The sequence below is a fragment of the Microbacterium sp. Be9 genome (genome assembly GCF_011754135.1).
Classification (GTDB): Bacteria; Actinomycetota; Actinomycetes; order Actinomycetales; family Microbacteriaceae; genus Microbacterium; species Microbacterium maritypicum_A.
The window spans coordinates 987,808-1,010,590 of sequence record NZ_WNWT01000006.1; the positions used below are offsets into that span (position 1 = coordinate 987,808).

General features: G+C 67.9%; 24 protein-coding genes and 1 tRNA gene. 18 read left to right on the forward strand and 7 right to left on the reverse strand.

Annotation, left to right across the window (positions count from 1 at the left end):
- Nucleotides 1–8 precede the first annotated feature (8 nt).
- Entirely contained in the window at nt 9–365 is a 357-nt protein-coding gene (locus tag GLO27_RS15710) for a DUF1801 domain-containing protein (protein WP_167255633.1), read from the forward strand.
- A 6-nt stretch (nt 366–371) separates the two neighbouring features.
- On the opposite strand, the gene GLO27_RS15715 is transcribed toward GLO27_RS15710, so the two are convergent.
- Nucleotides 372–1,034, reverse strand: coding sequence for a LysE/ArgO family amino acid transporter (locus tag GLO27_RS15715; RefSeq protein WP_167255635.1), 663 nt, complete (start codon nt 1,032–1,034; stop codon nt 372–374).
- Between the two features lie 70 nt (nt 1,035–1,104).
- On the opposite strand from GLO27_RS15715, the gene GLO27_RS15720 reads away from it, so the two are divergent.
- Nucleotides 1,105–2,049 carry a LysR family transcriptional regulator ArgP gene (locus GLO27_RS15720; RefSeq protein ID WP_021201057.1) on the forward strand — a complete coding sequence of 315 codons (945 nt, stop codon included), beginning with the start codon at nt 1,105–1,107 and terminating at the stop codon, nt 2,047–2,049.
- On the opposite strand, the gene GLO27_RS15725 is transcribed toward GLO27_RS15720, so the two are convergent.
- Nucleotides 1,988–2,476, reverse strand: coding sequence for a MarR family transcriptional regulator (locus tag GLO27_RS15725; RefSeq protein ID WP_167255637.1), 489 nt, complete (start codon nt 2,474–2,476; stop codon nt 1,988–1,990). The genes GLO27_RS15720 and GLO27_RS15725 overlap by 62 nt on opposite strands.
- Entirely contained in the window at nt 2,463–4,184 is a 1,722-nt protein-coding gene (locus GLO27_RS15730) for an MDR family MFS transporter (protein WP_167255639.1), read from the reverse strand. Before GLO27_RS15730 ends, GLO27_RS15725 begins: the two co-directional genes overlap by 14 nt.
- A 277-nt stretch (nt 4,185–4,461) precedes the next feature.
- On the opposite strand from GLO27_RS15730, the gene GLO27_RS15735 reads away from it, so the two are divergent.
- From GLO27_RS15735 to GLO27_RS15755, 5 genes are read left to right on the forward strand one after another with little or no spacing between them, the layout of a single operon-like run.
- Complete coding sequence (locus GLO27_RS15735; RefSeq protein WP_029258901.1) at nt 4,462–5,082, forward strand: SipW-dependent-type signal peptide-containing protein; 621 nt, start codon at nt 4,462–4,464, stop codon at nt 5,080–5,082.
- Between the two features lie 7 nt (nt 5,083–5,089).
- Nucleotides 5,090–5,707, forward strand: coding sequence for a SipW-dependent-type signal peptide-containing protein (locus GLO27_RS15740; protein ID WP_021201053.1), 618 nt, complete (start codon nt 5,090–5,092; stop codon nt 5,705–5,707).
- A 26-nt stretch (nt 5,708–5,733) separates the two neighbouring features.
- A complete protein-coding gene (locus GLO27_RS15745) occupies nt 5,734–6,351 on the forward strand; it encodes a signal peptidase I (protein WP_167255641.1) in 618 nt (205 codons plus the stop codon).
- Nucleotides 6,348–6,998 (forward strand): hypothetical protein, encoded by a 651-nt coding sequence (locus tag GLO27_RS15750; RefSeq protein ID WP_167255643.1) that lies wholly within the window; start codon nt 6,348–6,350, stop codon nt 6,996–6,998. The genes GLO27_RS15745 and GLO27_RS15750 overlap by 4 nt, the downstream gene beginning before the upstream one ends.
- On the forward strand, nt 6,995–7,492 hold the full coding sequence (locus tag GLO27_RS15755; RefSeq protein ID WP_167255645.1) for a hypothetical protein: 498 nt from the start codon (nt 6,995–6,997) through the stop codon (nt 7,490–7,492). Before GLO27_RS15750 ends, GLO27_RS15755 begins: the two co-directional genes overlap by 4 nt.
- Nucleotides 7,493–7,521: 29 nt before the next feature.
- On the opposite strand, the gene GLO27_RS15760 is transcribed toward GLO27_RS15755, so the two are convergent.
- On the reverse strand, nt 7,522–8,202 hold the full coding sequence (locus tag GLO27_RS15760; protein ID WP_029267314.1) for a YqaJ viral recombinase family protein: 681 nt from the start codon (nt 8,200–8,202) through the stop codon (nt 7,522–7,524).
- Nucleotides 8,203–8,538: 336 nt separating this feature from the next.
- Between GLO27_RS15760 and GLO27_RS15765 the strand changes: the two genes are divergently transcribed.
- The 3 genes from GLO27_RS15765 (at nt 8,539) to rplL (ending at nt 10,836) form a co-directional block, all read left to right on the forward strand.
- Nucleotides 8,539–9,531 (forward strand): hypothetical protein, encoded by a 993-nt coding sequence (locus GLO27_RS15765; RefSeq protein ID WP_167255647.1) that lies wholly within the window; start codon nt 8,539–8,541, stop codon nt 9,529–9,531.
- A 384-nt stretch (nt 9,532–9,915) separates the two neighbouring features.
- Entirely contained in the window at nt 9,916–10,404 is a 489-nt protein-coding gene (rplJ, locus tag GLO27_RS15770; protein ID WP_017829129.1) for a 50S ribosomal protein L10, read from the forward strand.
- A 48-nt stretch (nt 10,405–10,452) separates the two neighbouring features.
- On the forward strand, nt 10,453–10,836 hold the full coding sequence (gene rplL, locus GLO27_RS15775; RefSeq protein WP_017829128.1) for a 50S ribosomal protein L7/L12: 384 nt from the start codon (nt 10,453–10,455) through the stop codon (nt 10,834–10,836).
- A gap of 162 nt (nt 10,837–10,998) precedes the next feature.
- Here the strand turns inward: rplL and GLO27_RS15780 are convergent, their stop codons facing one another.
- The gene (locus tag GLO27_RS15780; RefSeq protein ID WP_167255649.1) at nt 10,999–12,003 is read right to left on the reverse strand and encodes a LacI family DNA-binding transcriptional regulator; all 1,005 of its coding nucleotides are present in this window, start codon (nt 12,001–12,003) and stop codon (nt 10,999–11,001) included.
- Between the two features lie 287 nt (nt 12,004–12,290).
- Here GLO27_RS15780 and GLO27_RS15785 point away from each other — a divergent pair, with 287 nt between their 5' ends.
- The 3 genes from GLO27_RS15785 to GLO27_RS15795 all read left to right on the forward strand — a co-directional run bounded on the left by GLO27_RS15785 (nt 12,291) and on the right by GLO27_RS15795 (nt 15,809).
- Nucleotides 12,291–13,607, forward strand: a complete 1,317-nt coding sequence (locus GLO27_RS15785; RefSeq protein ID WP_021199172.1) for an extracellular solute-binding protein — start codon at nt 12,291–12,293, stop codon at nt 13,605–13,607.
- Between the two features lie 103 nt (nt 13,608–13,710).
- The gene (locus tag GLO27_RS15790) at nt 13,711–14,850 is read left to right on the forward strand and encodes a sugar ABC transporter permease (protein ID WP_029258742.1); all 1,140 of its coding nucleotides are present in this window, start codon (nt 13,711–13,713) and stop codon (nt 14,848–14,850) included.
- A complete protein-coding gene (locus tag GLO27_RS15795; RefSeq protein WP_021199170.1) occupies nt 14,847–15,809 on the forward strand; it encodes a carbohydrate ABC transporter permease in 963 nt (320 codons plus the stop codon). Before GLO27_RS15790 ends, GLO27_RS15795 begins: the two co-directional genes overlap by 4 nt.
- 66 nt (nt 15,810–15,875) lie before the next feature.
- On the opposite strand, the gene GLO27_RS15800 is transcribed toward GLO27_RS15795, so the two are convergent.
- Nucleotides 15,876–16,883, reverse strand: a complete 1,008-nt coding sequence (locus GLO27_RS15800; RefSeq protein WP_021199169.1) for a glycerophosphodiester phosphodiesterase family protein — start codon at nt 16,881–16,883, stop codon at nt 15,876–15,878.
- 141 nt (nt 16,884–17,024) lie between these two features.
- On the opposite strand from GLO27_RS15800, the gene GLO27_RS15805 reads away from it, so the two are divergent.
- From GLO27_RS15805 to GLO27_RS15825, 5 genes are all read left to right on the forward strand, one after another.
- On the forward strand, nt 17,025–18,401 hold the full coding sequence (locus tag GLO27_RS15805) for a cystathionine beta-synthase (protein WP_029267310.1): 1,377 nt from the start codon (nt 17,025–17,027) through the stop codon (nt 18,399–18,401).
- Nucleotides 18,402–18,477: 76 nt separating this feature from the next.
- Nucleotides 18,478–19,632, forward strand: a complete 1,155-nt coding sequence (locus tag GLO27_RS15810) for a cystathionine gamma-synthase (RefSeq protein WP_167255651.1) — start codon at nt 18,478–18,480, stop codon at nt 19,630–19,632.
- A 158-nt stretch (nt 19,633–19,790) separates the two neighbouring features.
- Nucleotides 19,791–21,191 (forward strand): multidrug effflux MFS transporter, encoded by a 1,401-nt coding sequence (locus tag GLO27_RS15815; RefSeq protein WP_021199166.1) that lies wholly within the window; start codon nt 19,791–19,793, stop codon nt 21,189–21,191.
- Between the two features lie 31 nt (nt 21,192–21,222).
- A complete protein-coding gene (locus tag GLO27_RS15820) occupies nt 21,223–21,852 on the forward strand; it encodes a phosphatase PAP2 family protein (protein ID WP_029258737.1) in 630 nt (209 codons plus the stop codon).
- 26 nt (nt 21,853–21,878) lie between these two features.
- Entirely contained in the window at nt 21,879–22,481 is a 603-nt protein-coding gene (locus tag GLO27_RS15825; RefSeq protein ID WP_029258736.1) for a GNAT family N-acetyltransferase, read from the forward strand.
- A 63-nt stretch (nt 22,482–22,544) separates the two neighbouring features.
- Here GLO27_RS15825 and GLO27_RS15830 read toward each other — a convergent pair.
- Nucleotides 22,545–22,632 (reverse strand) — tRNA-Ser (locus GLO27_RS15830).
- Nucleotides 22,633–22,783 lie beyond the last annotated feature (151 nt).

The following is a 22,783-nucleotide window of genomic DNA, read 5'->3' on the forward strand; positions in this document are numbered from 1 at the left end:
ATGCCCTCGTGGGAACCATCGACGACTACCTCGCAGATCTCGCCGTTGCCGATCGTGATGCGATCGACCGCGTCTATGCGGTCGCCCGTCGGGAGGATCCGGACGCGGAGCAGGGCACGGGCTACGGCATGCCCGCGCTCGTGCACGGCGGCAAGCCGCTGCTCTCGGTGATGCGCGCCAAGAAGCATATCGGCATCTACCCGTTCAGCCCGGATGCCGTCGCCGCCGTCGCCGACATGCTCGACGGGCATCCGGGAATCAGCGTCGACAAGGGCACCATCCGGTTCCAGCCCGAGCATCCGATCCCGGGCGAGGTGCTCGAGACGCTCGTCCGCGCCCGGCTCGCGCAGATCGACAGCGTCTGACTCCGCTCAGATTCCTAGCACCGGCAGCACGAGGCTGATCGCGATCGCGATCATGACCACGGCGATCACGGCGTCGAGGATGCGCCACGACCGCGGGGTGCGCAACCAGCGCCCCAGATAGCGGGCGCCGAACCCCAGCGCCGTGAACCACAGGATGCTGGCGGCGATCGCCCCGCCCGCGAACAGCCAGCGCTCGTCGCCGTGGGTGGCGGCGATCGAGCCGAGCATCAGCACGGTGTCGAGGTACACGTGCGGATTGAGCCAGGTCAGCGCGAGCGTCGTCAGGATCACGGGTGTCAACCGCGTGCGAGTGAGCGTCGCCGTCACGCCGCTCGATGCGAGCGATGCGGAGGGCGAGGAGTCGGAGGTCTCGACGACCAACTCCTCACCTCCACGCCAGGCCCGGCGTGCGGCCAGGATGCCATAGGTCAGCAGGAACAGCGCCCCCGCCCATCGTGCGACGACCACCAGCCACGGCGCGGCGGAGATCACGAAACCGAGTCCGGCGACACCGGCCGCGATCAGAGCCGCGTCGGAGAGGGCGCAGATGATCACGACGGCGAGGACGTGCTCGCGGCGGATCCCCTGACGCAGCACGAAGACGTTCTGCGCGCCGATGGCGACGATGAGGGAGAGACCGAGGCCGAGGCCGGCGAGAACCGTGAGCATGGATACAGCCTAGGAACGGCCGGACATCAAGAGAAGCGAAGATTTCTACCGAACCATTAGCATTGCTGATGTGCGAATCGATCCCGAACTCGCGGCCACCCTCGCCGCCATCGTCGACGAGGGGACACTGGATGCCGCCTCGAGGCGACTGCAGATCACTCCTTCCGCGGTGAGTCAGCGGTTGAAGACTCTCGAGCAGCAGCTGGGGCGCATCCTGGTCGTGCGCACCAAGCCCGCACGGCTGACGCAGGCGGGGGAGGCGGTCGTCCGTCTGGCGCGGCAGGTCGCTCTGCTGGAGCATGATGCGCTGGCCGGGGTGGGTATCGACGAGGCCGGCGCGGCGCGCAGGATCAGCATCCCCCTCGCGGTCAACGCCGACTCGATGGCGACCTGGTTCCTCGCTCCGCTCGCGCGCCTGTCCGCAGCGCACGACATCGACTTCGACCTGCATCGAGATGACCAGAACTTCACCGCCCGTCTGCTGGAGTCGGGGACGGTGATGGCGGCCGTCACGAGTGAGGAGACTCCGGTCTCCGGCTGCTCCGTGTCGCCGCTCGGAGTGCTCGAGTATCGGGCGATGGCAGAGCCGGGGTTCGCCGCCCGATGGTTTCCCAAGGGAGTGACATCGACCGCGTTGACGGCCGCGCCGTTCGTCGACTTCGACCGTCGAGATACGCTGCAGCACGAATGGCTCAGGGCGATGTCGGTCGCGCAGGAGGGCGTGCCGCGGCACTACGTCCCGGCATCCCACGATTACGCCCTCGCGGTCACCCTCGGACTCGGCTGGGGCATGGTGCCGCTGCTGCAGGAGTCGGCTGGGCTCGTGCCGTTGGGGGGACCGACCCTGCGCGTGCAGCTCTATTGGCAGCAGTGGAACCTGCGCTCGGAATTGCTCGACACGATCGCCGCGGAGGTCGCCACCGAGGCCCGGCGCGTCCTCGGCAGCGTCCCGGTCAATCGGCCGCGGTCGACCCCGGTGTCACTCCGGAAGCCAGGGCGTGCAGCAGCCGGGTGAGGTTGCCGATGTCGGTGAGGCTCCACTGCTCGAGCGTGCGCAGCAGCAGGCCCTCCTGCGGCAGTCGAGCCGCTGACAACCGCTCCGTGCCGAGGGGCGTGAGCTCCAGGAGGGACGAACGGCCGTCGGCGGGGTCGGCGGTGCGTTCGATCAGACCGAGTTCCTCCAGCTCGCGCACCGTGCGGCTGACCTGTCCCTTGTCCATGAGCATCCGCTCGGACAGCGTCGACACGGTCACCCGTTCGCATCGGGCGATCGTCGTGAAGATCTTGTAGGCGCCGGGCAGCAGACCGGGGCTCACCCGATGGGCGTTCTCGGTGATGACGCGGCGGAAGTGCGTGATCAGCTCACTGAACTCCGCCTCGAGGGCGCGGACCGCTTCGGCCCGCGCCTCCGGGGTGTCGATGTCTTTCTCAGCGTCGGACATCGGAGGCGCCGTCCCCACGGTCACCTGCGCGGTCGACGACCGTCACGGTACCGGTCGTCGGGGCACCGGAGAGCGCAGTCGCGTCGGCGATCGCCACGTCGACCGCGCCGTCGACGCTGCCGTCGACGGGCTTCTTCTTCGCGGCGTCCGCCTGCGCGCGCTCGGTCGTGGTCATCGTCGTCAGCGGTCGGTTCGGCAGGAACAGGATCGCGATGAGGCTGATCACCGCGAGCGGGATGCCGATCAGGAACGCGTGCGAGATGGCCTGGGCGTAGAAGTCCTCGATGATCGCGCGCACCGGTTCCGGGAGGAGTCGGACCTCCGGCAGTGTTCCGCTGGAGAGCTGTGCGGCGACTTCGGCGCCCTTGTCGCCGAGCTGGGCGATCGCTGCCCCGATGCGCTCCTTGCCGTCGCTGAACAGACCGGTGAGGCTGTTCGCGAGCACGGCGCCCATGACGGAGACGCCGATCGTGCCGCCGAGGCTGCGGAAGAAGGTCACGCCCGAGCTCGCGACGCCCATCTCGCTGGGCTTCGCGACGTTCTGCACGATGAGCACGAGATTCTGCATGGTCATGCCGACGCCCGCGCCCATCACGAACATGTAGATCGAGACGAGGACGAAGTTCGTGTCGTAGTGCAACGTGGACAGCATCACGGAGCCCGCGATCAGCAGCACGGACCCGAGGATCAGGTAGCCCTTCCACTTGCCGAAACGGGTGACGAGCTGGCCGATGACCATCGACGAGATCAGGAGGCCGGCCATCATCGGCAGGGTCATGAGCCCGGCCTCGGTCGGCGTCGCACCGCGGGAGAGCTGCATGTACTGCGCGAGGTACACCGAGGTGCCGAACATCGCGACGCCGATCGAGATCGACGCGAGCACCGAGAGGGTGAAGGTGCGGCCGCGGAACAGCGTGAGCGGGATGAGCGGCTCGCGCACCTTGAGCTCGACGATGATGAAGGCGATGGCCGAGACGATCGCGCCGCCGACCATGAGCACGGTCTCTGTGCTCCACCAGTCGAACGTCGAGCCGGCGTTGGTGATCCAGATGAGGATCAGCGAGACGGCGGCCGACAGCAGCACGATGCCGACGTAGTCGATCGACACCTTGCGGGTGCGCTCGGTGCTGATGTGCAGAGTCTTCTGCAGGATGATCAGTGCGGCCACGGCGAAGGGGAGGGCGACGAAGAAGTTCCAGCGCCAGTTGGCGACGTCGGTGATCCATCCGCCGAGCAGCGGGCCGCCCACGGTGGCGACAGCCATCACGGCACCGAACAGACCCATGTAGCGGCCGCGCTCGCGCGGGCTGATGATGTCGGCCATGATGACCTGGCTCAGGGCGGCGAGCCCACCGCCGCCGATGCCCTGGATGGCGCGGAAGGCGATGAGGGTGTTGGTGTCCTGCGCGAATCCGGCCGCAGCGGTCGCTCCGACGAAGACGATGATCGCGATCTGGATCAACAGCTTGCGATTGAACAGGTCGGCGAGCTTGCCCCAGATCGGGGTCGAGATCGCGGTGGTGAGGAGCGTCGCCGTGATGACCCAGGTGTAGGCGGCCTGGTCGCCGCCGAGGTCGTGCACGATGACCGGCATCGAGGTGGAGACCACCGTGGTCGCGATCATCGAGACGAACATGCCGAGGAGGAGGCCGGTGAGGGCTTCGAGCACCTGGCGATGCGTCATCTTGACGGGGGAATCCGTGGTCATGCGTGACCTTTCGCAGAAGGGTGGTGGAGATGCTGCGACAGCTCTGGCGCGCACGAGATGGTTGAACTGCGTCAACTATACGCCGATCGTTGATATACGTCAACGATCTTCGAGAGGGATTCGGATCTGCGCGGGATGAGCGAATGTCGTGCGCGAAATCGCCTTGTTCTGCGGATGAGGCGGGGAGAGGATGGCGCAAACGCGCGGATGCGGGGTCGTTGAGGGGCGACCGGACGACAGGCATTCGCGTGGTTCACGAATTCCTGAGGGGGAAGCGATGGCAACCAAGGCAACCCAGCGCAAGGTCCTGGCGGTACTGGCCGGTGGACTCGTGCTCGGCATCGGCACCGCAGTGACGCTCGCGGTCTGGAACGACTCCGAGTTCGCGAACGGCACGTTCACCGCGGGCGCATTCAATCTGCAGGGGTCCACCGACGGCACCGCGTACGCCGACCACAACTCCGCTGGCACCGCGGCGACTCTCGCCTTCACCCTGCCGGCGGGGCTCGTGGGCAACATGTCGCCGACGAGTTCGGTCTACGCCGGATTCTGGGTGCGCCTCGCAGCCGGCACCACGAGCGGAGCGAACCTCGTCGCCGACGGCACGACGGCCGACCCCGCCGCGAGTTCGAACACCGGTCATCTGTCGTACTCGATCTACCAGCTCGCGCCGGGCGCCACGTGCAACGCGGCGAGTGCCACGGGCACGCCCATCGCGACCGGAGCGACGCTCGATGTGCAGACCGGCGTGACGCAGGTTCCGCTCACGGCCGGCGGCACATCGGCCGTGCCCGGCACGGCGGTGCAGTTGTGTTTCAAGGTGACGGCGGATGCGTCGCTCACGCCGAGCCTGGTGACCAACGCCACCTGGAAGTTCACGGCCACGTCGACGAACTGAGCATGTGATGGTCACCCGCAGAGATGTGCGGGAGAGGCGGCGGCTGCGCTCCCGTCGGCTGAGAGCCGTCCTCGCGGGCGGGCTCGTACTCGGCATCGGCGTCGCCGCCACCCTCGCCGCCTGGAATGACTCCGAGTACGGATCCGCCAGCTTCACGGCCGGGAGATTCGACATCGTCGGAGCGGTCGACGGTTCCACGTTCTCGAGTCACGCCACCACGGGCGCGGCGGCGACCCTGAACTTCCAGCTCGCGCCCACCGCGATGGCGCCGGGGAACGCGACGTATGCGCTGTTCAGCGTGAAGACGGCGAACCCCTCGGTGGCGGGAACCCTCCAGCTGACCGCGGGAACACCCGGCGGCACGGGGCTCGCGACGTATCTCACCTACGGTGTGCGCACCATCGCGGGCACCACCTGCAACGCGACCACGTACGCGGCGGGGACGGCCGTCGTCGCGGACGGGTCGGCGCTCACCGCCGGGGGTTCGGGGATGCAGGCGGTGACGGCGAACGGTGCGGCTCAGGTCAACTACTGCTTCGCGGTCACTCTCCCGACGACGGCCCCGAACGCCGCGCAGGGACTCACGATGACGCAGACCTGGCAGTTCCTCGGAACGTCGTCGTAGGCGCGGATGGCAGGGAGGAGGACGAGATGACGACCCCCATGACGCGAAGGAGCCTGCGCGAGAAAGAGACGTCCCTCGCCGCGGTCGAACCCCACGCGACCGCGGCGAGGGTACATACCGGCATGCGGCCGGGGCGTGTGATCGGCGACGCGCTGCTCTGGATGGCCGCGGTCGCCGGGGCGATCTGCATCCTGCTCGTCGTGCTCGCTTTCACGGCGCAGATCACGCTCATCATGTTCCGCACCGGGTCGATGTCCCCGACGATCCCCGCGGGCTCCGTCGCGGTGGTGCAGCGCGTCCCGGCGACCGAGATCGAGGTCGGCGACGTCGTGACCGTCGACCGCGAAGGGGAGCTGCCGGTGACCCACCGCGTCACCACGATCGTCCGGGGTGCGAGCGCGGATGAACGGGTGATCACGATGCGTGGCGACGCGAACGCCGCAGACGATCCCTTCCCCTACTCGGTGACATCGGTGCGGAAGGTGCTGTTCTCCGTTCCCGGTATCGCGCTCGTCGTCGCGGGTATGGGGAACCCGATCGTGCTGGGAGCCCTGACAGTTGCGGCGACGTCGTTGGTCGTCTGGGCGTTCTGGCCGCGCGGGCAGCATCGGTCCGGGCGCGATCCCGACGGGAACGGCCCATGAGGCGCGCGCTCGCCGTCGTCCTGCTCTCCGTCCTCGCGGTCACGATGCCGGTGGTCACGATGCCGACGGCCGCATGGGGTGCGCCGACGACGCAGATCATCCAGGGGTCGGTCCTGCGCCTCGTCTCCGTCGCGGACTGGACGGCAGCCGGCAGTCTGCTGCCGGGACAGCCGGTGGAATGGGACATCGCGGTGAGTGCCGATGCCCCGGATCCGGGGGTCGTGCGGATCGCGGTCAGCGCGACGGGTGATGCACAGCTGCTCCTCGACGTCGCCCTGTGCCTGCAGGAATGGACCGACGCCGGGTGTCCCCATGGCGCCGCCACGCTTCGTACGGCGTGGAGCATCCCGCGCGACGGGGTCGAGATCCCGCTCGCACAGGTCGCCGACACCGAGACGGCGCATCTTCGCCTCGCGATCTTCCTGGATCCCTCCGGGGGTGCGGGTGCGGGCAGTACCGATGTGCGCGTGCACGCGCAGGGGACGGGCGAGACGGTGATCGTGGGGTCGGACGGCGGCCTCGCGACGACGGGGCTGCCACCGGGCATGCCGTGGGCGGTCATGGCCGGCTCGGCGCTGGTGGCGTCGGGCATCGCACTCGCGGGTCGGCATCGACGCGCGACGTCAGAGACGCGGAGTCGACGATGAGGCGGCCGACGCGCGCACGCATCCTGGCAGGAGCCCTCGGCCTCGTCGTGCTCGTCGGCGTCGCCTCGACGCCCGCTGTGCAGGTCACCGACGCCGCATTCACCGACAGCGAGTATGCGACGCGCACGTTCACCGCGGCGACCCTGGCCACCCCCGTGGTCACCTCGTGCACGGTGACGAGCTTCCTCGGCACGTTCACCGGCTTCACGATCACGTGGACATCGCCCTACCTGACCGTGCAGCAGCGGCTGTCGATCAATAACGTCGTCGTCGACAACAGCAACGTCACGCAGAGCGGATCCGGCCCCTACACCTACTCGTCCACGATCAGCTCCGGATTGCTGAACACGCTGCTGGGGAGTCTTCTCGGATCGTCCAACGCGGTGAAGGTCGAGACGATCTACGCGGGAACGTCGTGGGTCTCACCGGCCGCGACACGCACGCTCTCGGTCGGTGGTCTGCTCGGTCTCGGTGGCAACAACACCTGCACGTGAGGCCCGGCTCGGCCCCGGCGGGGGGCGGATCAGTCGGCGAGGGCCAGCGCGCGAAACGCGTCGCGTTCACGGAGCTGTTCGCGCCGGCTCGCGGCGGCATCCATCACCCGGCTCGGAACCTGCTGGCCGGTGGTGCGTCGGTAGAGCTCATCGATGAGATCCGTGGCGAGGCCGACGAGCTTCGCGATCTCGCGGTCATCGCGGTCGATCCACACGCAGCGCGGCTCATCGTGGATCGGGGCGAAGTCGACGTGCTCTTCCCAGACGAACAGGGTCCGCTCGGCGCCGAGCACGTGCTGCTGCCACCACACCTGACGGAGGTAGGTGCGCGGGATACCCCGGAACGCCTTGTTCGTGGTCTTGATCTCGGCGAGCTTCACGCGTCCGTCGGCGTCGACCGCGATGCCGTCGGGGGTGGCCAGGTGCCGGTGCTCGACCTCGGCGCGGAACAGTGCGGAGGAGGGAAGGATGCCATGGGTGGCCGCGACCCATGCCGCGATCTCGGGCTCGCGTCGTCGACCATGATCGGTGTAGGCGTTGCCGCCGAAGCGGGGTCCGCCGCCGAGCTTGGAGTCGGCCGCGCGGGCGATCGACTTCTCCGAGGTGAGACCTGCCACGTCGGTGGCCGTGATGCCCCGCGAGCGCGCACGCAACCATGCCACGCGGTCGCGGGAGTCCGCGACGATGCGTGCAGAGAGTTCCGGGGTCACCCTTCGACCCTAACCCCGCGCGCCGACCCTCCCTCCCGTACACGCCGCCCTCCCGCCCCTCCCGCTCCCGCCCGCTGCCTCCCCTCCCGCTCCCGCCCCCGCCCGCGCCCTCCCCGTCGCCGAGACCCATTGGCGTCGCCGACACCCACGTGTGCAGTTGCTTCGGCGCGTGGGTTTCGACGACAAGCGTGGGTTTCGCTGGGAGGAAGGCGCGAGGTCTCGCCGGGATGCGGGAGGGAGAGGCAGGGAAGCGAACTGCACGGCGATGGTTCTGAGCGAGTTGCTATCGGTTCCCGGTGAAATGCGCGGATCCTGGGTCGCGGGCCGGCTGCAAGCATGAAGATCGAGCGCATGCGGAAGGCTGTCACGATCGAGGAAGCGCGTCAGCTCCTCCTCTCCAGACGGGATGTTCTCGCCCGAGGAATCACCGAGCGGGAACTCAAGGGCATGGTCGACGGTGGCGTGCTCATCCGGGTGCGTCGGGGCTGGTACGCGGAGGGGGAGGCGTGGGCACAGCTCTGGGCGGAAGGCCGGCATCTCCTGAAGGTGCTCGCCGTGCACCGGGAGTCCTCGGGCGGAGGCGCCGCATTCTGCTTCGACTCGGCAGCTGTGCTCCACGGTCTGCCGCTCTATCGGACGTTCCCGGCGCACGTGCACGTGTTGCTCGGCCGGACGAGTCACAGCAGGGTGAAGGGCTGTGTGGCACGGCACGACATACAGGTCGGTGAGGGGGACCTCGAAGAGATCGAGGGCATAAGATGCACGTCGCTCGAGAGAACCGTGCTCGACCTGACCAGCCGGCTCGGGCCGGAAGCGGCTATCTCCGTGGCCGATGCTGCTCTCCGGCGAGTTGCCATGCGCGGGAATGAGCAGGATTCCGAGGTGGCCGCCACGTGGCGAGGAGAACTTGCTCGGCGTGCCCGGGCTGTGTCGGGCCGTGGGATCCGTCAGGCCCGCGCGATGATCGCGCTGTCGGACGGTCGTGCCCAGCTTCCCGGGGAGAGCGTCAGTCGTCTGCACCTCCACAGGCTCGGCTTCACGGGCATCGAGCTGCAGTCGCACGTCACCGGGCCAGGCGGTGAGGACTATTGGCTCGATTTCGCCTTCCGCGGTTTGCAGGCCTTCGGCGAGTTCGACGGCAGAGGCAAGTATCTCGATCCGGATCTGCGCGGTGAGAGGTCGGCGGAGGACATCGTGATCGCTGAGAAGTACCGTGAGGACGCTGTCCGTGGCGTCACGGGATGGCGCGTCGTCCGATGGGGATACGAGCACATCGTGACGCCTGAGGCTCTCGGCGCACGCCTGGGTGCCTTCGGCCTCCGCCCCTGACATCGTGCTTCGCTTTCTGCCAGCGATTGCCGCCGACACCCATGCCCCTCGTCCAGACCCATGCCAGGAGACGAGTCCCGCCGTGGGTCTGGGTGCGGAGCGTGGGTCTCGGCGAGGGGGTGGGTGGACGGAGGGCGGAGGGGCGGAGGAGAGGCGGGATTTGGGGGAGCAGGGGCGGGTGGGGTACAGTTATGTCGAACCGAAGACCGCTGGTCATCGTCGTGTGCGCAAGCACGCAGCGATCGAAGCTCTGCATAGCAGGGGCCCGCGCAGGCCACGAACTCTCAAAGCTCCGTGCGCTTGCGCCGGAGCTTTTTCTCTTGCAGGTGGTCCAGGTCGGCGCCTCACCACCGTGCGGCGCCTCGTACACACCAAGGAGTGACCATGGCGCAGAAGGATGCATCGGTCGCCGAGCTCACGAAGTCATTCGAGAACTCGACTGCCGTTCTGCTGACCGAGTACCGCGGTCTGACGGTTGCCCAGCTCAAGGAGCTGCGCAACAGCATCCGTCAGGACGCTGAGTACGCCGTGGTGAAGAACACGCTGACCAAGATCGCCGCCAACAAGGCTGGCATCTCCGCGCTGGACGACGACCTCAAGGGTCCGTCGGCTGTCGCGTTCGTGCACGGTGACTTCGTCGCCACCGCCAAGGCTCTGCGTGACTTCGCCAAGGCCAACCCGCTTCTCGTGATCAAGTCCGGCATCTTCGAGGGCAACGCCCTCACCGCGGACGAGGTCAACAAGTACGCCGCGCTCGAGAGCCGTGAGGTTCTGCTGGCGAAGGCTGCGGGCATGATGAAGGCGACGATGGGCAAGGCTGCCGCCACCATCGATGCTCTTCGCGAAAAGCTGGAGACCGCAGAGGCCGCGTAAGCGACCTGCGATCTCGTCTACAAACCCCATCTATCTAGGAGATACATCATGGCGAAGCTTTCCACCGAGGAACTGCTCGAGCAGTTCGCCGGCCTGACCCTCATCGAGCTCAACGAGTTCGTGAAGGCGTTCGAGGAGAAGTTCGAGGTCACCGCTGCTGCTCCCGTCGCCGTCGCCGGTGCCGCGGGTGGCGCAGGCGCTGCTGAGGCTGAGGAAGAGAAGGACTCCTTCGACGTCATCCTCGAGGCTGCTGGCGACAAGAAGATCCAGGTCATCAAGACCGTCCGCGAGCTCACCTCGCTGGGTCTCGGCGAGGCCAAGGCTGTCGTCGACGGTGCCCCGAAGGCCGTCCTTGAGGGCGCCAACAAGGAGACCGCCGAGAAGGCCAAGGCTGCTCTCGAAGAGGCAGGCGCCACGGTTACCCTCAAGTAATCGCGACGCTCACGCGTTTCTCGTCGAAGGCCCCGGGTTCGCCCCGGGGCCTTCGTGCGTTCCGGGTGGTTTCCGCCGTTGCCGACGCTTCCCGGGGCTGTCCTCCCGGTGCACCCAGGAGCCCGGGCCGCGGCCCGGCCTGCATCCCGGCATGCTGCGAAGTCAGCGCGGAGGAGCCGTCGAGCTGCGCACGACGAGGGCCGACGCCGCATAGATGCGCTCCAGCGGTGCGTCGGGGTACTCCATCCGCTGCGTCAGGAGGCGCACCGCCTCATGTCCCTGGTCGCGCGGTGACTGTCCGATCGTGGTCAACGCGAACATGTCGGCGTGTTCGTGATCGTCGATGCCGACGACGCTGAGCTCGGTCGGCACGGCGATGCCGAGTCGCCGCGCGGCGATGATCGCCCCGATCGCGGCTTCATCGCACACTCCCACGATCGCCGTCGGCCTCCGCCGTCGGTCTCCCAGCAGTCCCGCTGCCGCGGTGTACCCGCCGGGCATCGTCGGAGCCCCGCCGGCGACGCGCGCATGAGCCGCGATTCCGGCCGCCTGCAATGCGCCGCGATAACCCTCCAGCCGCTGCGCGTCACCGTAGCTCAGCGTGGCCGCGTCCGTCGATCCGCCGACGAAGGCGATGTCGGTGTGCCCGAGCTCGATGAGGTGCTCGGTCGCGATGCGCGCGGCGGCCGTGTCGTCGATCGACACCGCGCTGGAACCCTCGCTGTACGGTCCGACGCTCACGAGCGGCCGCCCGGTCTGCTGCAGGCGCTCGAGCTCCCGGGCGCTCGGCTGGATGCCGACCGCGATGATCCCGTCGAACCGCCGGCCGGGAAGCACGCTCTCGAACAACCGCTCCCTGGTCTGCGACCCTTCCGGCACGCCGTAGAGCGACAGGTCGTAGTCGAGGGCGAAGAGCGATTCCTGCACGCCGGCGAGCAGCTCGGCGAAGAACCATCGGTCCACGGGCGGCATCACGACGCCCACGGTCTGCGTGCGCCCGGTGGCCAGGCTCGTCGCGGAGGAGTGGGCGACATAGGAGAGATCGCGAGCGGCGTCCTCGACGCGCTGCCGGGTGGTCTCCGACACGTACCCACGGCCGCTCAGGGCGCGACTGGCGGTGGCCTTCGATACGCCGGCACGCGACGCGACGTCCGCGATCGTGCTCATCGGTCCTCCTCGACCTGATCACGCAGCTGCGTGGCCCCGACGCGGGGGTGCGCGCCGCGTCAAATCGTAGTCGCCGGCATACGAAAAAGGAACCGGTTCCAGAGCGGAAGCGAGGGAGCGCTCCCACGTCGGGGGCGCGAGCACGTCGAATGGTTGCGAGCTTGTGACCCTAGCGTGTTGTGCGGGGGTGCGCATGGCCAGTAGGTTGGCCTGGAATCGGTTCCCTAACGATGCCCCGGGGTGGCGTCGCACCAGTCGGGAACCTGTACTCGAAGAGGAGAATTCACATGGCTCTGTCACAGCGTTCCCGGCGTTACGCGCCGCTCGCCCTGCTGGGGGTCGCGGGCATCGCGCTCGCCGGATGCGGGGCTCCCGGAGGGGCACCGGGCACCGACGGCGGCGATGGGGGCGATGCCACCGTCACCATCTACGGAACGATCGTCGATGACGAGGCGAAGCTCCTCCAGGAGTCCTGGAAGGACTGGGCCGACGAGAACGGCATCACGATCAAGTACGAGGGCAGCCAGGACTTCGAGACCCAGCTCGGCACGCGCGCCCAGGGCGGCAACCCGCCGGACATCGCGATCTTCCCGCAGCCGGGACTGTTCAAGGACTTCGCGGACCGCGACTACCTGAAGCCCGCACCCGAAGAGGTCGAGAAGAACGCCAACGAGTACTGGACCGAAGACTGGGTGAACTACGGCACCGTCGACGGCACCTTCTACGGCGCCCCGCTGATGGCGAACGTCAAGGGCTGGATCTGGTACTCGCCGGCGAAGTTCAAGGAGTGGGGCGTCGAGGTTCCCAAGACGCTCGACGAGATGACCGCCCTCACCGAGAAGATCCAGGCGACCACCGGAACCCCCGCATGGTGCGCCGGCTTCGAATCGGGCACCGCGACCGGCTGGCCGGGAACGGACTGGATCGAGGACTACGTGCTGCGTCAGTCCGGACCGGACGTCTACGACCAGTGGGTCACGAACGAGGTCAAGTTCACCGACCCGCAGATCAAGCAGGCGTTCGACTCGGTCGGCGGCATCCTGCTCAACCCGGCCAACGTCAACGCCGGCTTCGGTGACGTGCGCTCCATCAACTCCACCGCGTTCGGAGATGTCGCTCCGAAGCTCGCGGGCGGCGAGTGCGCGCTGACCCACCAGGCCTCGTTCCTGTCGGGCTTCTTCCCCGACGGCACGAAGGTCGCAGAGGACGGCGACGTCTGGGCATTCATGCTGCCGGGCGAGACCGAGGGCGACACGGCTGTGACGGGTGCCGGTGAGATCGTCGGCGGGTTCAGCGACTCCGAGGCGACGCAGAAGGTGCTCGCGTACCTGTCCAGCCCCGAGTGGGCGAACAGCCGCGTCAGCCTCGGCGGCGTGACCTCCGCGAACAACGGCCTCGACCCCGCGAACGCGAAGGACCCGATCCTCCAGGAGACCATCAAGATCCTGCAGGACCCGGACACCACCTTCCGATTCGACGCGTCCGACCTGATGCCCGGTGCCGTCGGTGCCGGAACGTTCTGGAAGGGCATGGTCGCATGGGTCAACGGCACCTCGACCGATGAGGTGCTCACGCAGATCGAGACCGGCTGGCCGAGCAGCTGATCCAGCAGAGGGGCCGCCCCGCACCGGGGCGGCCCCTCTGACCCCACGGCGCGCACTCCGACGTGTGCGTCGATGATCCGGTCCGCGTGATGAAGGGGAATCCGTGAACGCGACTAATTTCTTCAAATGGATCGGCTCGCTCCCGCCGGTCCTGCAGGCCGTCGCCGTGGTCATCGCCTTCGCGGTGGTCGTGGCGATCATCCTGCTCCTGGTGGACATCGCTCCCCGTAGGGGGAAGGTCTACACGTTCGTCCGATTGGCGATGTGCCTGCTCATCCCGCTCGCGGTGATGTTCTTCTTCAACTCCTATTACTGGGCGATGGGAGTCGCCGTCGCCGTCGGCGCCTTGTTCTTCTGGCTCGACTACCGTTCCCGCGATGGCGCGGGATATCTGATCCAGCTCGTGGCCTTCATGGCTCCGGCGCTGCTGTTGCTGATCGTCGGTCTCGTCCTGCCGTCGATCCAGACGATGTTCTCGTCGTTCATGAACTCCTCGGGGAAGGAGTTCGTCGGCCTGTCGAACTACCTCTGGATCTTCACGCAATCCGACGGCATCACCGCCGTCATCAACACGATCATCTGGGTGCTCCTGGTTCCGACGGTCTCCACGATCGTCGGCCTCGCGTACGCCGTGTTCATCGATCGCACCCGGGGCGAGAAGATCTACAAGGTGCTGGTCTTCATGCCGATGGCCATCTCCTTCGTCGGGGCGAGCATCATCTGGCGATTCATCTACGAGTACCGTGGCCCGCAGTACGAGCAGATCGGTCTGCTCAACCAGCTCCTCGTGTGGTTCGGTGGCACGCCGCAGCAGTGGCTGCTCAATGAGCCGTGGAACAACCTGTTCCTGATCGTCGTGCTGATCTGGGTGCAGACCGGTTTCGCGATGGTGGTGCTGTCCGCATCGATCAAGGGCGTACCGGCGGAGCTGCTGGAAGCGGCCGAGCTGGACGGCGCGAACGCGTGGCAGCGGTTCATCTCGGTGACGGTCCCTGCGATCCGCCCGGCGCTCATCGTGGTGCTCACGACCATCTCGATCGCCTCGCTGAAGGTGTTCGACATCGTGCGCACGATGACCGCCGGCAACTACGGCACGTCGACCCTCGCGAACGAGATGTACACGCAGTTCTCGAAGTTCGAGGCGGGACGCAGTGCCGCGCTCTCCGTCATCCTGTTCATCCTGGTGTTGCCGATCGTCATCTACAACGCGCGCCAGATCAAGAAGCAGCGGGAGATCCGATGACCGACACCGTGAAGTCAGACGCCGCCGTCAGCACGCGCGCGATCACCACCGGCGGCGGGTTCGACGGCGCCGCCGGTCGCACCCGCAAGCGCCTGTCCCGTCCGTGGGCGTCGGTGGCGTCCATCGTCATCGCGTTTTTGTGGACGATTCCGACGCTCGGGCTGTTCATCTCGTCGTTCCGGCCGAGGGACCAGATCCAGACGACCGGCTGGTGGACCTTCTTCGCCGACCCGCAGGTGACGCTCGAGAACTACGTCGACGTGCTCCAGTCCGGCACGACGCAGCTCACGATCCTGGAGTCGTTCGTCAACTCGATCGCGATCACGATCCCCGCCACCATCGTGCCGCTGATGATCGCGTCCATGGCGGCCTATGCGTTCGCGTGGATCGACTTCAAGGGGCGCAACGCGCTGTTCATCTTCGTGTTCGCGCTGCAGATCGTGCCGATCCAGATGGCGCTGGTGCCACTGTTGAGCTCGTTCTCCCGAGGGATCAACCTCTTCGGGCTGCAGGTCACGACCCCGCTCGGTGCCTCCTCGGGCTACGCCCAGGTGTGGATCGCTCACTCGATGTTCGCTCTCCCGCTGGCGATCTACCTGCTGCACAACTTCATGTCGGAGATCCCCGGAGAGATCATCGAGGCCGCGCGCGTCGACGGTGCGTCCCGTGGGCAGATCTTCTTCCGCGTGGTGCTGCCTCTCACGATGCCGGCGATCGCTTCTGTCGCGATCTTCCAGTTCTTGTGGGTGTGGAACGATCTGCTCGTGGCGCTGGTGTTCGCCGACGGCGCCGCGGCGCCCATCACGAAGCTGTTGGCCGAGATCACGGGCACGAGAGGAAACGACTGGTACCTGCTCACGGCGGGCGCCTTCGTGTCGATCATCGTGCCGCTGATCGTCTTCTTCGCACTGCAGCGCTACTTCGTCCGCGGCCTGCTGGCGGGATCGACGAAGGGCTAGCGGTACGGATCCGCTTCATCGACGACGCCGCGCCGACCTGAGGAGGTCGACGCGGCGTCGTCGATGTCAGCGGGAGTGGCCGTACTTCCAGCTCACGGCATCGCGGGGCGAGTCCACGAGGACCGCATCGACGCCGACGCGGGCGAGGTCTCGATACCGTTCGGCGTCCGCGACTCCGATCGCCATGAGATTCACACGGTCGGTGGGATCGATGCACCGCACGGCCTCGCGATCCCAGGGGGTGACTTCCACCTCGCTCTTCGCGGTACCCGAGGTGAAGGTCTCACTGACGGTGATCTTGCGGCGATCCTCGAAGGCCATCCAGGTTCCGGCCGCGGGCGGCGGCTCGCACTCGTGTGCGAGAGCGATGTCGAGGAGTCGCTTGCGGGTGACATCGCGGTCTTCTGCGACCTGGACGTCGCCGGCGTCACGGGCTCGACCGGTCGCGGCCGCATCCGTGGAGTAGATGACGGTGTTCTCCGTGCGCTCCGCATCGCGGAGAACGGCGACGACCGCGTCCGCCAGAGGAACCGGATCCGCCTGCTTGAGATCGAGGAACACCAGGCGGTCGGCGGGGATGTCCGCCAGAGCCTGTCGGAGTGTCGGGAGAAGGGCCGGGTCGTCGCGATACGGCGTCTCTTCCGATCCACGAGGGCGGAAGTTCCATCCGGCGTTGAGCGCGGTCAGTTCTGCGACGGTCTTCTCCGCCACGGTCCCCGTCCCGTTCGTCTTCTCGTCGAGGCCGATGGGCCGGTACAGCACGGGCACGCCGTCGCGAGAGAGCTGGACGGTGATCCAGAGCGCGTCAGCGCCATCCTCCAGCGAACCTCGGATGCCCTCCCTGGTGTTCTCCGGATAGTCGGCGGTCCCCGCCCGATGAGCCACGATCAGCGGTGCCTCTTGCCCGTAGCCGGTTTCGGGGCCGGAGCCGGCATCGGTGCCGGTTTCGGTGCCTGTCCCGGCTCCGACTTTCGGGGGCCGATCTGCCGCGATCATCGGCGCGATGCCGAGCACGAGACCGAGGGTCGTGATACCCGCCGCGCGCGCCCAGAATGGATGCTGTTTCGAGAACATGGTGATCTGCTCCTTCGTGAGCCCGCCGCTGGGATCTTTCCCACCATCAGGCAAATGTAACATTTTAGACTTTCGGCCCTCGGTTCGATCGGCGTCGAAACACATCCCCGTCCGCGGCATCCGCGCGTCTACCCTGAAGGCATGAAGTACGCAGACTCGATCGTCGACCTCGTCGGCGACACGCCCCTCGTGAAGCTGCAGCACGTCACCGAGGGCGTCGCGTGCACGGTGCTCGTGAAGCTCGAGTACCTGAACCCCGGCGGTTCCTCGAAGGATCGCATCGCCGCGCGGATCATCGACGCCGCGGAGGCATCCGGCGATCTGAAGCCCGGGGGGACGATCGTCGAACCCACCAGCGGCAACACCGGAGTCGGCCTGGCCCTGGTCGCCCAGCAGCGGGGCTACAAGTGCGTGTTCGTGCTGCCGGACAAGGTCGGCGAAGACAAGATCGACGTGCTGCGGGCCTACGGTGCCGAGGTCGTGGTGACCCCCACATCGGTCGCCCCCGACAGCCCGGAGTCGTACTACAGCGTGAGCGACCGGTTGACCCGCGAGATCCCCGGAGCCTTCAAGCCGAACCAGTACGAGAACCCGAACGGTCCGCGCAGCCACTACGAGACCACGGGGCCCGAGATCTGGCGCGACACCGACGGCGAGGTCACGCATTTCGTGGCCGGCGTGGGCACGGGCGGAACGATCACGGGGACGGGGCGGTATCTGCGCGAGGTCTCGGAAGGGCGGGTGCGGATCGTCGGGGTCGATCCCGAGGGCAGCGTGTACAGCGGCGGCACCGGTCGTCCGTATCTCGTCGAGGGTGTGGGCGAGGACATCTGGCCCGGTGCGTACGATCCCACGGTGCCGCACGAGATCGTCGCTGTCGGCGATGCCGAGGCGTTCGCGATGACCCGGCGCCTCGCCCGCGAGGAGGGCATCCTCGTCGGGGGATCGAGTGGCATGGCCGTCGTCGGTGCGCTGCGCGTCGCGCGTGACCTGCCGGCGGACGCCGTGATGGTCGTGCTGCTGCCCGACGGCGGACGCGGCTACCTGGGCAAGATCTTCAACGACGGATGGATGCGCTCCTACGGGTTCAGCGAGCTGGAGGACGGGGAGACCGTCGCCGACGTGCTCGCGGCTCGTCCGTCGCGGCAGGGCGCCGGCATCCCCGACCTGGTGCACGCCCACCCGACCGACACCGTGCTCGAGGCCATCGGCATGATGACCGAGTACGACGTCTCGCAGCTGGTCGTACTCAGCGCCGAACCGCCGGTCATGATGGGCGAGGTGGTCGGCACGGTCGACGAGAAGGGGCTGCTCGACCTGCTGTTCCGCGGTGAGGCGAACGCGACCGATGCCGTGGGCGCGCACGTGGGGGAGAGGCTCCCGCTCGTCGGCATCCACACCTCCGTCGCGCAGGCCAAGGCCGCGCTCGCCGATGCCGACGCGCTGCTGGTGACCGAGGACGGCAAGCCGCACACCGTGCTCACCCGTCAGGACCTGCTGGCGTATCTGTCGCGCTGAGGGGCGCCGGGAGGTCGGCCGACCCGGGGCGTAACCAGGAGGCCCTCCCCGCAGGGGCGGACGTAGGCTGAGACACATGTCCGATCACGCCTTCGCCACCCGAGCCATCCACGCAGGACAAGCGCCCGACCCCGTCACGGGAGCGATCATCCCGCCGATCTACCAGTCCTCGACGCATGTGCAGGACAGCGTCGGCGGCCTGCGTGCGGGCTACGAGTACAACCGTGCGGGCAACCCCACGCGCTCCTCGCTCGAGACCCAGCTCGCGGCCCTCGAAGGGGGCGCGAGCGCGCTCTCGTTCGCGTCGGGACTCGCCGCGGAGGATGCGCTGCTGCGTGGCATCCTCAAGCCCGGCGACCACATCCTGCTCGGCAACGACGTGTACGGCGGCACCTACCGGCTGCTCACCCGGGTCCTCGCACCGTGGGGGATCGAGACCACGACGGTCGAGCTCTCCGACGTGGATGCGCTCCGCGCGGCGATCCGTCCCGAGACGAAGATCGTGTGGCTGGAGACGCCCAGCAATCCGCTCCTGAAGATCGTCGACATCGCTCTGATCGCCGAGATCGCGCACGCGGCCGGCCTGATCGTGGTCGTGGACAACACCTTCGCCTCGCCGGCGCTGCAGCAGCCGCTCGCGCTCGGCGCCGACCTGGTGGTCCACTCCACGACCAAGTACCTGGGCGGGCACTCGGATGTGCTCGGCGGCGCGGTCGTGTTCGGCGATGATCGGTTCTTCGATCAGGTCAAGTTCCAGCAGTTCGCGGTCGGAGCGGTCTCCGCCCCGCTGGACGCCTGGCTGACGACCCGCGGCATCAAGACCCTGGCGCTGCGGATGCGGCAGCACTCCGAGAACGCGCAGGCCATCGCCGAGTGGGCGCAGGATCGGCCGGAGTTCGCGCAGGTCTACTTCCCGGGACTTTCCTCGCATCCCGGCCACGGGATCGCCGCGAAGCAGATGAGCGGTTTCGGCGGGATGCTGTCGTTCGGCCTCGCCGCCGGCGCCGACGCGGCACGGGCGTTCGTCGAGAGCACCTCGGTGTTCCAGCTCGCCGAGTCGCTCGGTGGAGTCGAGTCGCTCATCGGATACCCGCCGGACATGACGCACGCCTCCGTGCGCGGCACCGAGCTCGCGGTCCCGGAGAACATCGTGCGCCTCTCCGTCGGGATCGAAGACGTGGGCGACCTGATCGCCGACCTCGAGCAGGGGCTCGACCGCATCTCGCGCTGACGTCGCACCGGGCCGTGAGAGACGCACCTTCGCATCCGCGGGGGTGCGTCTCTGCTCTGCGCGTGGGCGGGCGGACGAGGCCGTGGCGGCGGTAACATGGGGGCTTCCCCGGTCGAATCGATTCGACCCTTGCACCCCCTGAACTCTGGAAGGACGTCGTGTCCGACGCTCCCCGCACTGATTCCCTCCCCGTCGTGAAGGCGGGGGATTCCGCCGCCGACGAATCGCAGATCCCGCAGCCCGAGCGCACCGCGACGGGGAGCATCCGCATCCCCACCGCGACCGGCGCGATCCGCACCCTCGGCGCGAACCCTGCCACCGCGCCGATCATGCTGCACCCGGGCGATGCCATCTCCCTGGGCCGCCGCACGCTGTACATCATCCTGCTCGGCGCGCTCACCGCCCTCGGCCCCTTCACGATCGACCTCTACCTCCCGGCGTTCCCGGTGCTGGAGCAGGACTTCCAGACCACGGCCGCCGCGATCCAGCTGACCCTGACCGGAACCATGATCGGGTTCGCGCTCGGCCAGCTCGTGGTCGGACCGCTCAGCGACAAGGTCGGTCGTCGTGTGCCGCTGATCGCCGTCACCGCGCTGCACGTGCTCGCGAGCGTCGGGGCGGCCTTCGCACCGGACCTCGGGTTGCTCAGCGTCGCCCGCGTGCTGATGGGAGTGGGTGCCGCGGCCGGCGGCGTGGTGGCCATGGCGATCGTGCGCGACCTGTTCGGCGGGCGTCGACTGGTCGTCATGCTCTCCCGCCTCGCTCTGGTCTCGGGCGTGGCACCGGTCATCGCGCCCCTGATCGGCTCGTGGCTGCTCACGCTCATGCCGTGGCGCGGGATCTTCGGCGTGCTCGCGGCCTACGGCGTGGTCATGCTGCTGTCGACGATCCTGTTCATCCCGGAGACGCTGCCCGTCGCCCGGCGCCAGGGTCACGGCGGTGCGACCATGCTGCAGCGGTACCGCTCGGTGCTCTCGGACCGGGTGTTCCTCGGCGTGCTCGTCATCGGCGGCATGACGTTCTCCGGACTGTTCTCCTACTTGTCGGCGTCGCCCTTCCTGTTCCAGGTGACCCACGGGCTCGATGCACAGCAGTACGGTCTGCTCTTCGCCGTGAACTCGCTCGGCGTGGTCGTCGGCGTGCAGACCGCCTCCCGCTTGGCCGCACGCTTCGGACCGCAGTGGGTCATGGCCTACTCGACCGCAGTGTTGCTGCTCGCCGGCGTCGCGATCATCGTCACCGACCAGCTCGGCCTCGGCCTGTGGGGCACGGTGATCCCGCTGTTCGTCTTCATGACTGCTTGTGGCTTCACATTCCCGAACGTGCAGGTGCTGGCGCTCGACCGCCACGGGAAGGCCGCGGGAACCGCGGCATCCATCATCGGCGCGACGAACTTCGGCGTCGCCGGGCTCATCTCGCCCGTCGTCGGCTGGCTCTCGCACGACGCCGGGATCACCGCGACCACCATGGCGTCCGTCATGGTCGGCTGTGCCGCGATCGGCATCCTGTCGCTGTGGTTCGTCGTGCGCCCGCGCACCGTCGGGATGCTCGCTCCCTGAGTCTTCAGGTGTCGTCCGACAGAATAGGACGATGAACAGGCGCATGCTGCTGTGGTGGGGAGTGGGCCTCCTCGCGCTCGCAACGGTCCTGGGCGCCGTGGTCGTGTTCGCCTACCCGCAGACTCCGGGATTCGACCACTGGTGGAACGAGACGATCGCCGGGGTCCGCGCGGACTGGATGGTCGACTTCGCCCTCGTTCTGAACTGGATCGGCGGCGGCTGGGTCGCGATCCTCGGGGTGCCGCTGCTGGCGATCCTGGCGCTCGTGCTCGCACGGCGCTGGCGTGGCGCGCTGTTCGCGGCACTCTGCTTCGCCGCCAGTGCCGCCGGCGTGCAACTGCTCAAGCAGCTCTTCGGGCGGGCGCGGCCCGACGACATGCTCGTGGTGAGCGACTACGGCTCGTTCCCCTCCGGGCACACGGCGAACGCCGCGACGATCGCCCTCGTGCTCTGGGTGCTGTTCCCGCGCGTCTGGGTCGCGATCGTCGGCGCGGCGTGGGTGCTCGCGATGGCGCTCTCGCGCACCTTCCTCTCGGTGCACTGGGCCAGCGACACCCTCGGCGGCGCCCTGGTCGGCGCCGGCGTGGTGCTGGTGCTCGCCGCCTGGTTGCTCCCGTGGGTGCAGCAGAAGAAGTCGGCGGTCGAGGCGCCGATAGGCTGAGAAGACCCGTCCCCAGAGGAGTCGTCGTGTCTCGCATCCGTCCGTACCGCCCCACCGATCGTGCCGCACTGTATGAGATCTGCGTGAAGACGGCCGACGCCGGGGCGGATGCGACCGGCGTCCTCTCCGACGACTCGCTGTGGGGCGACCTCTTCGCCGTCCCCTATGCCGAGCGTCATCCCGACCTCGCCTGGGTGGTCGAGAGCGATGACGAGCGCACGATCGGCTACATCGTCGCGACCGACGACACCGATGCCTTCTACACCTGGTTCCGCGAGGAGTGGTGGCCGACGCTCGAGGGTCGCCACCCCCGGCCGGCGGAGGTGGTCACGCGGGAGGATCGGATGATCGACTACGGCTACAGCCGCGCCGCCGGCATCGAGCCGAACGTCGCGGATCACCCGGCCCATCTGCACATCGACCTGCTTCCCGAGACCCAGGGTCAGGGGCTCGGTCGCCAGCTCATCGAAACGCTGTTCGCCGAGCTGACCCGACGCGGAGTGCGCGGGCTGCACCTGGGCATCGATCCGAACAACACCGGAGCCGCCGCCTTCTACGAACGGCTCGGGATGACGCGTCTCCCCGCCGAGCCCGGCGGACAGATCTACGGCGTGCGCTTCGACGACTGAACGCCGAACGATCGCGTGGGCGAAGCGAAAGAGCCCCCGCTGATGCGGAGGCTCTTTCACTTTTGGCGGTGACGGCGGGATTCGAACCCGCGGTTGCTTGCACAACACACGCTTTCCAAGCGTGCTCCTTCGGCCGCTCGGACACGTCACCAGGGAACAACCTGTCCATCCTATCCGATGCGAGGACGACGACGTGACAGGCCTCTGGGGTCAGCGACCTGAACGTCCACCGATGTGAAATATTGCACGTCACACGTCACCTGTATAGCCTCATGTGAGGACGTATCGCATTCGCTGGGGGT

Coding starts and splice junctions, on each gene's coding strand:
- GLO27_RS15795 (WP_021199170.1), top strand. CDS start 14,847: ATGACCGACACCGTGAAGTCAGACGCCGCCGTCAGCACGCGCGCGATC.
- GLO27_RS15785 (WP_021199172.1), top strand. CDS start 12,291: ATGGCTCTGTCACAGCGTTCCCGGCGTTACGCGCCGCTCGCCCTGCTG.
- GLO27_RS15725 (WP_167255637.1), bottom strand. CDS start 2,476: ATGTCCGACGCTGAGAAAGACATCGACACCCCGGAGGCGCGGGCCGAA.
- GLO27_RS15715 (WP_167255635.1), bottom strand. CDS start 1,034: ATGCTCACGGTTCTCGCCGGCCTCGGCCTCGGTCTCTCCCTCATCGTC.
- GLO27_RS15750 (WP_167255643.1), top strand. CDS start 6,348: ATGAGGCGCGCGCTCGCCGTCGTCCTGCTCTCCGTCCTCGCGGTCACG.
- GLO27_RS15810 (WP_167255651.1), top strand. CDS start 18,478: ATGTCCGATCACGCCTTCGCCACCCGAGCCATCCACGCAGGACAAGCG.
- GLO27_RS15820 (WP_029258737.1), top strand. CDS start 21,223: ATGAACAGGCGCATGCTGCTGTGGTGGGGAGTGGGCCTCCTCGCGCTC.
- GLO27_RS15735 (WP_029258901.1), top strand. CDS start 4,462: ATGGCAACCAAGGCAACCCAGCGCAAGGTCCTGGCGGTACTGGCCGGT.
- GLO27_RS15730 (WP_167255639.1), bottom strand. CDS start 4,184: ATGACCACGGATTCCCCCGTCAAGATGACGCATCGCCAGGTGCTCGAA.
- GLO27_RS15755 (WP_167255645.1), top strand. CDS start 6,995: ATGAGGCGGCCGACGCGCGCACGCATCCTGGCAGGAGCCCTCGGCCTC.
- GLO27_RS15745 (WP_167255641.1), top strand. CDS start 5,734: ATGACGACCCCCATGACGCGAAGGAGCCTGCGCGAGAAAGAGACGTCC.
- GLO27_RS15740 (WP_021201053.1), top strand. CDS start 5,090: ATGGTCACCCGCAGAGATGTGCGGGAGAGGCGGCGGCTGCGCTCCCGT.
- rplL (WP_017829128.1), top strand. CDS start 10,453: ATGGCGAAGCTTTCCACCGAGGAACTGCTCGAGCAGTTCGCCGGCCTG.
- GLO27_RS15800 (WP_021199169.1), bottom strand. CDS start 16,883: ATGTTCTCGAAACAGCATCCATTCTGGGCGCGCGCGGCGGGTATCACG.
- GLO27_RS15805 (WP_029267310.1), top strand. CDS start 17,025: ATGAAGTACGCAGACTCGATCGTCGACCTCGTCGGCGACACGCCCCTC.
- rplJ (WP_017829129.1), top strand. CDS start 9,916: ATGGCGCAGAAGGATGCATCGGTCGCCGAGCTCACGAAGTCATTCGAG.
- GLO27_RS15765 (WP_167255647.1), top strand. CDS start 8,539: ATGAAGATCGAGCGCATGCGGAAGGCTGTCACGATCGAGGAAGCGCGT.
- GLO27_RS15780 (WP_167255649.1), bottom strand. CDS start 12,003: ATGAGCACGATCGCGGACGTCGCGTCGCGTGCCGGCGTATCGAAGGCC.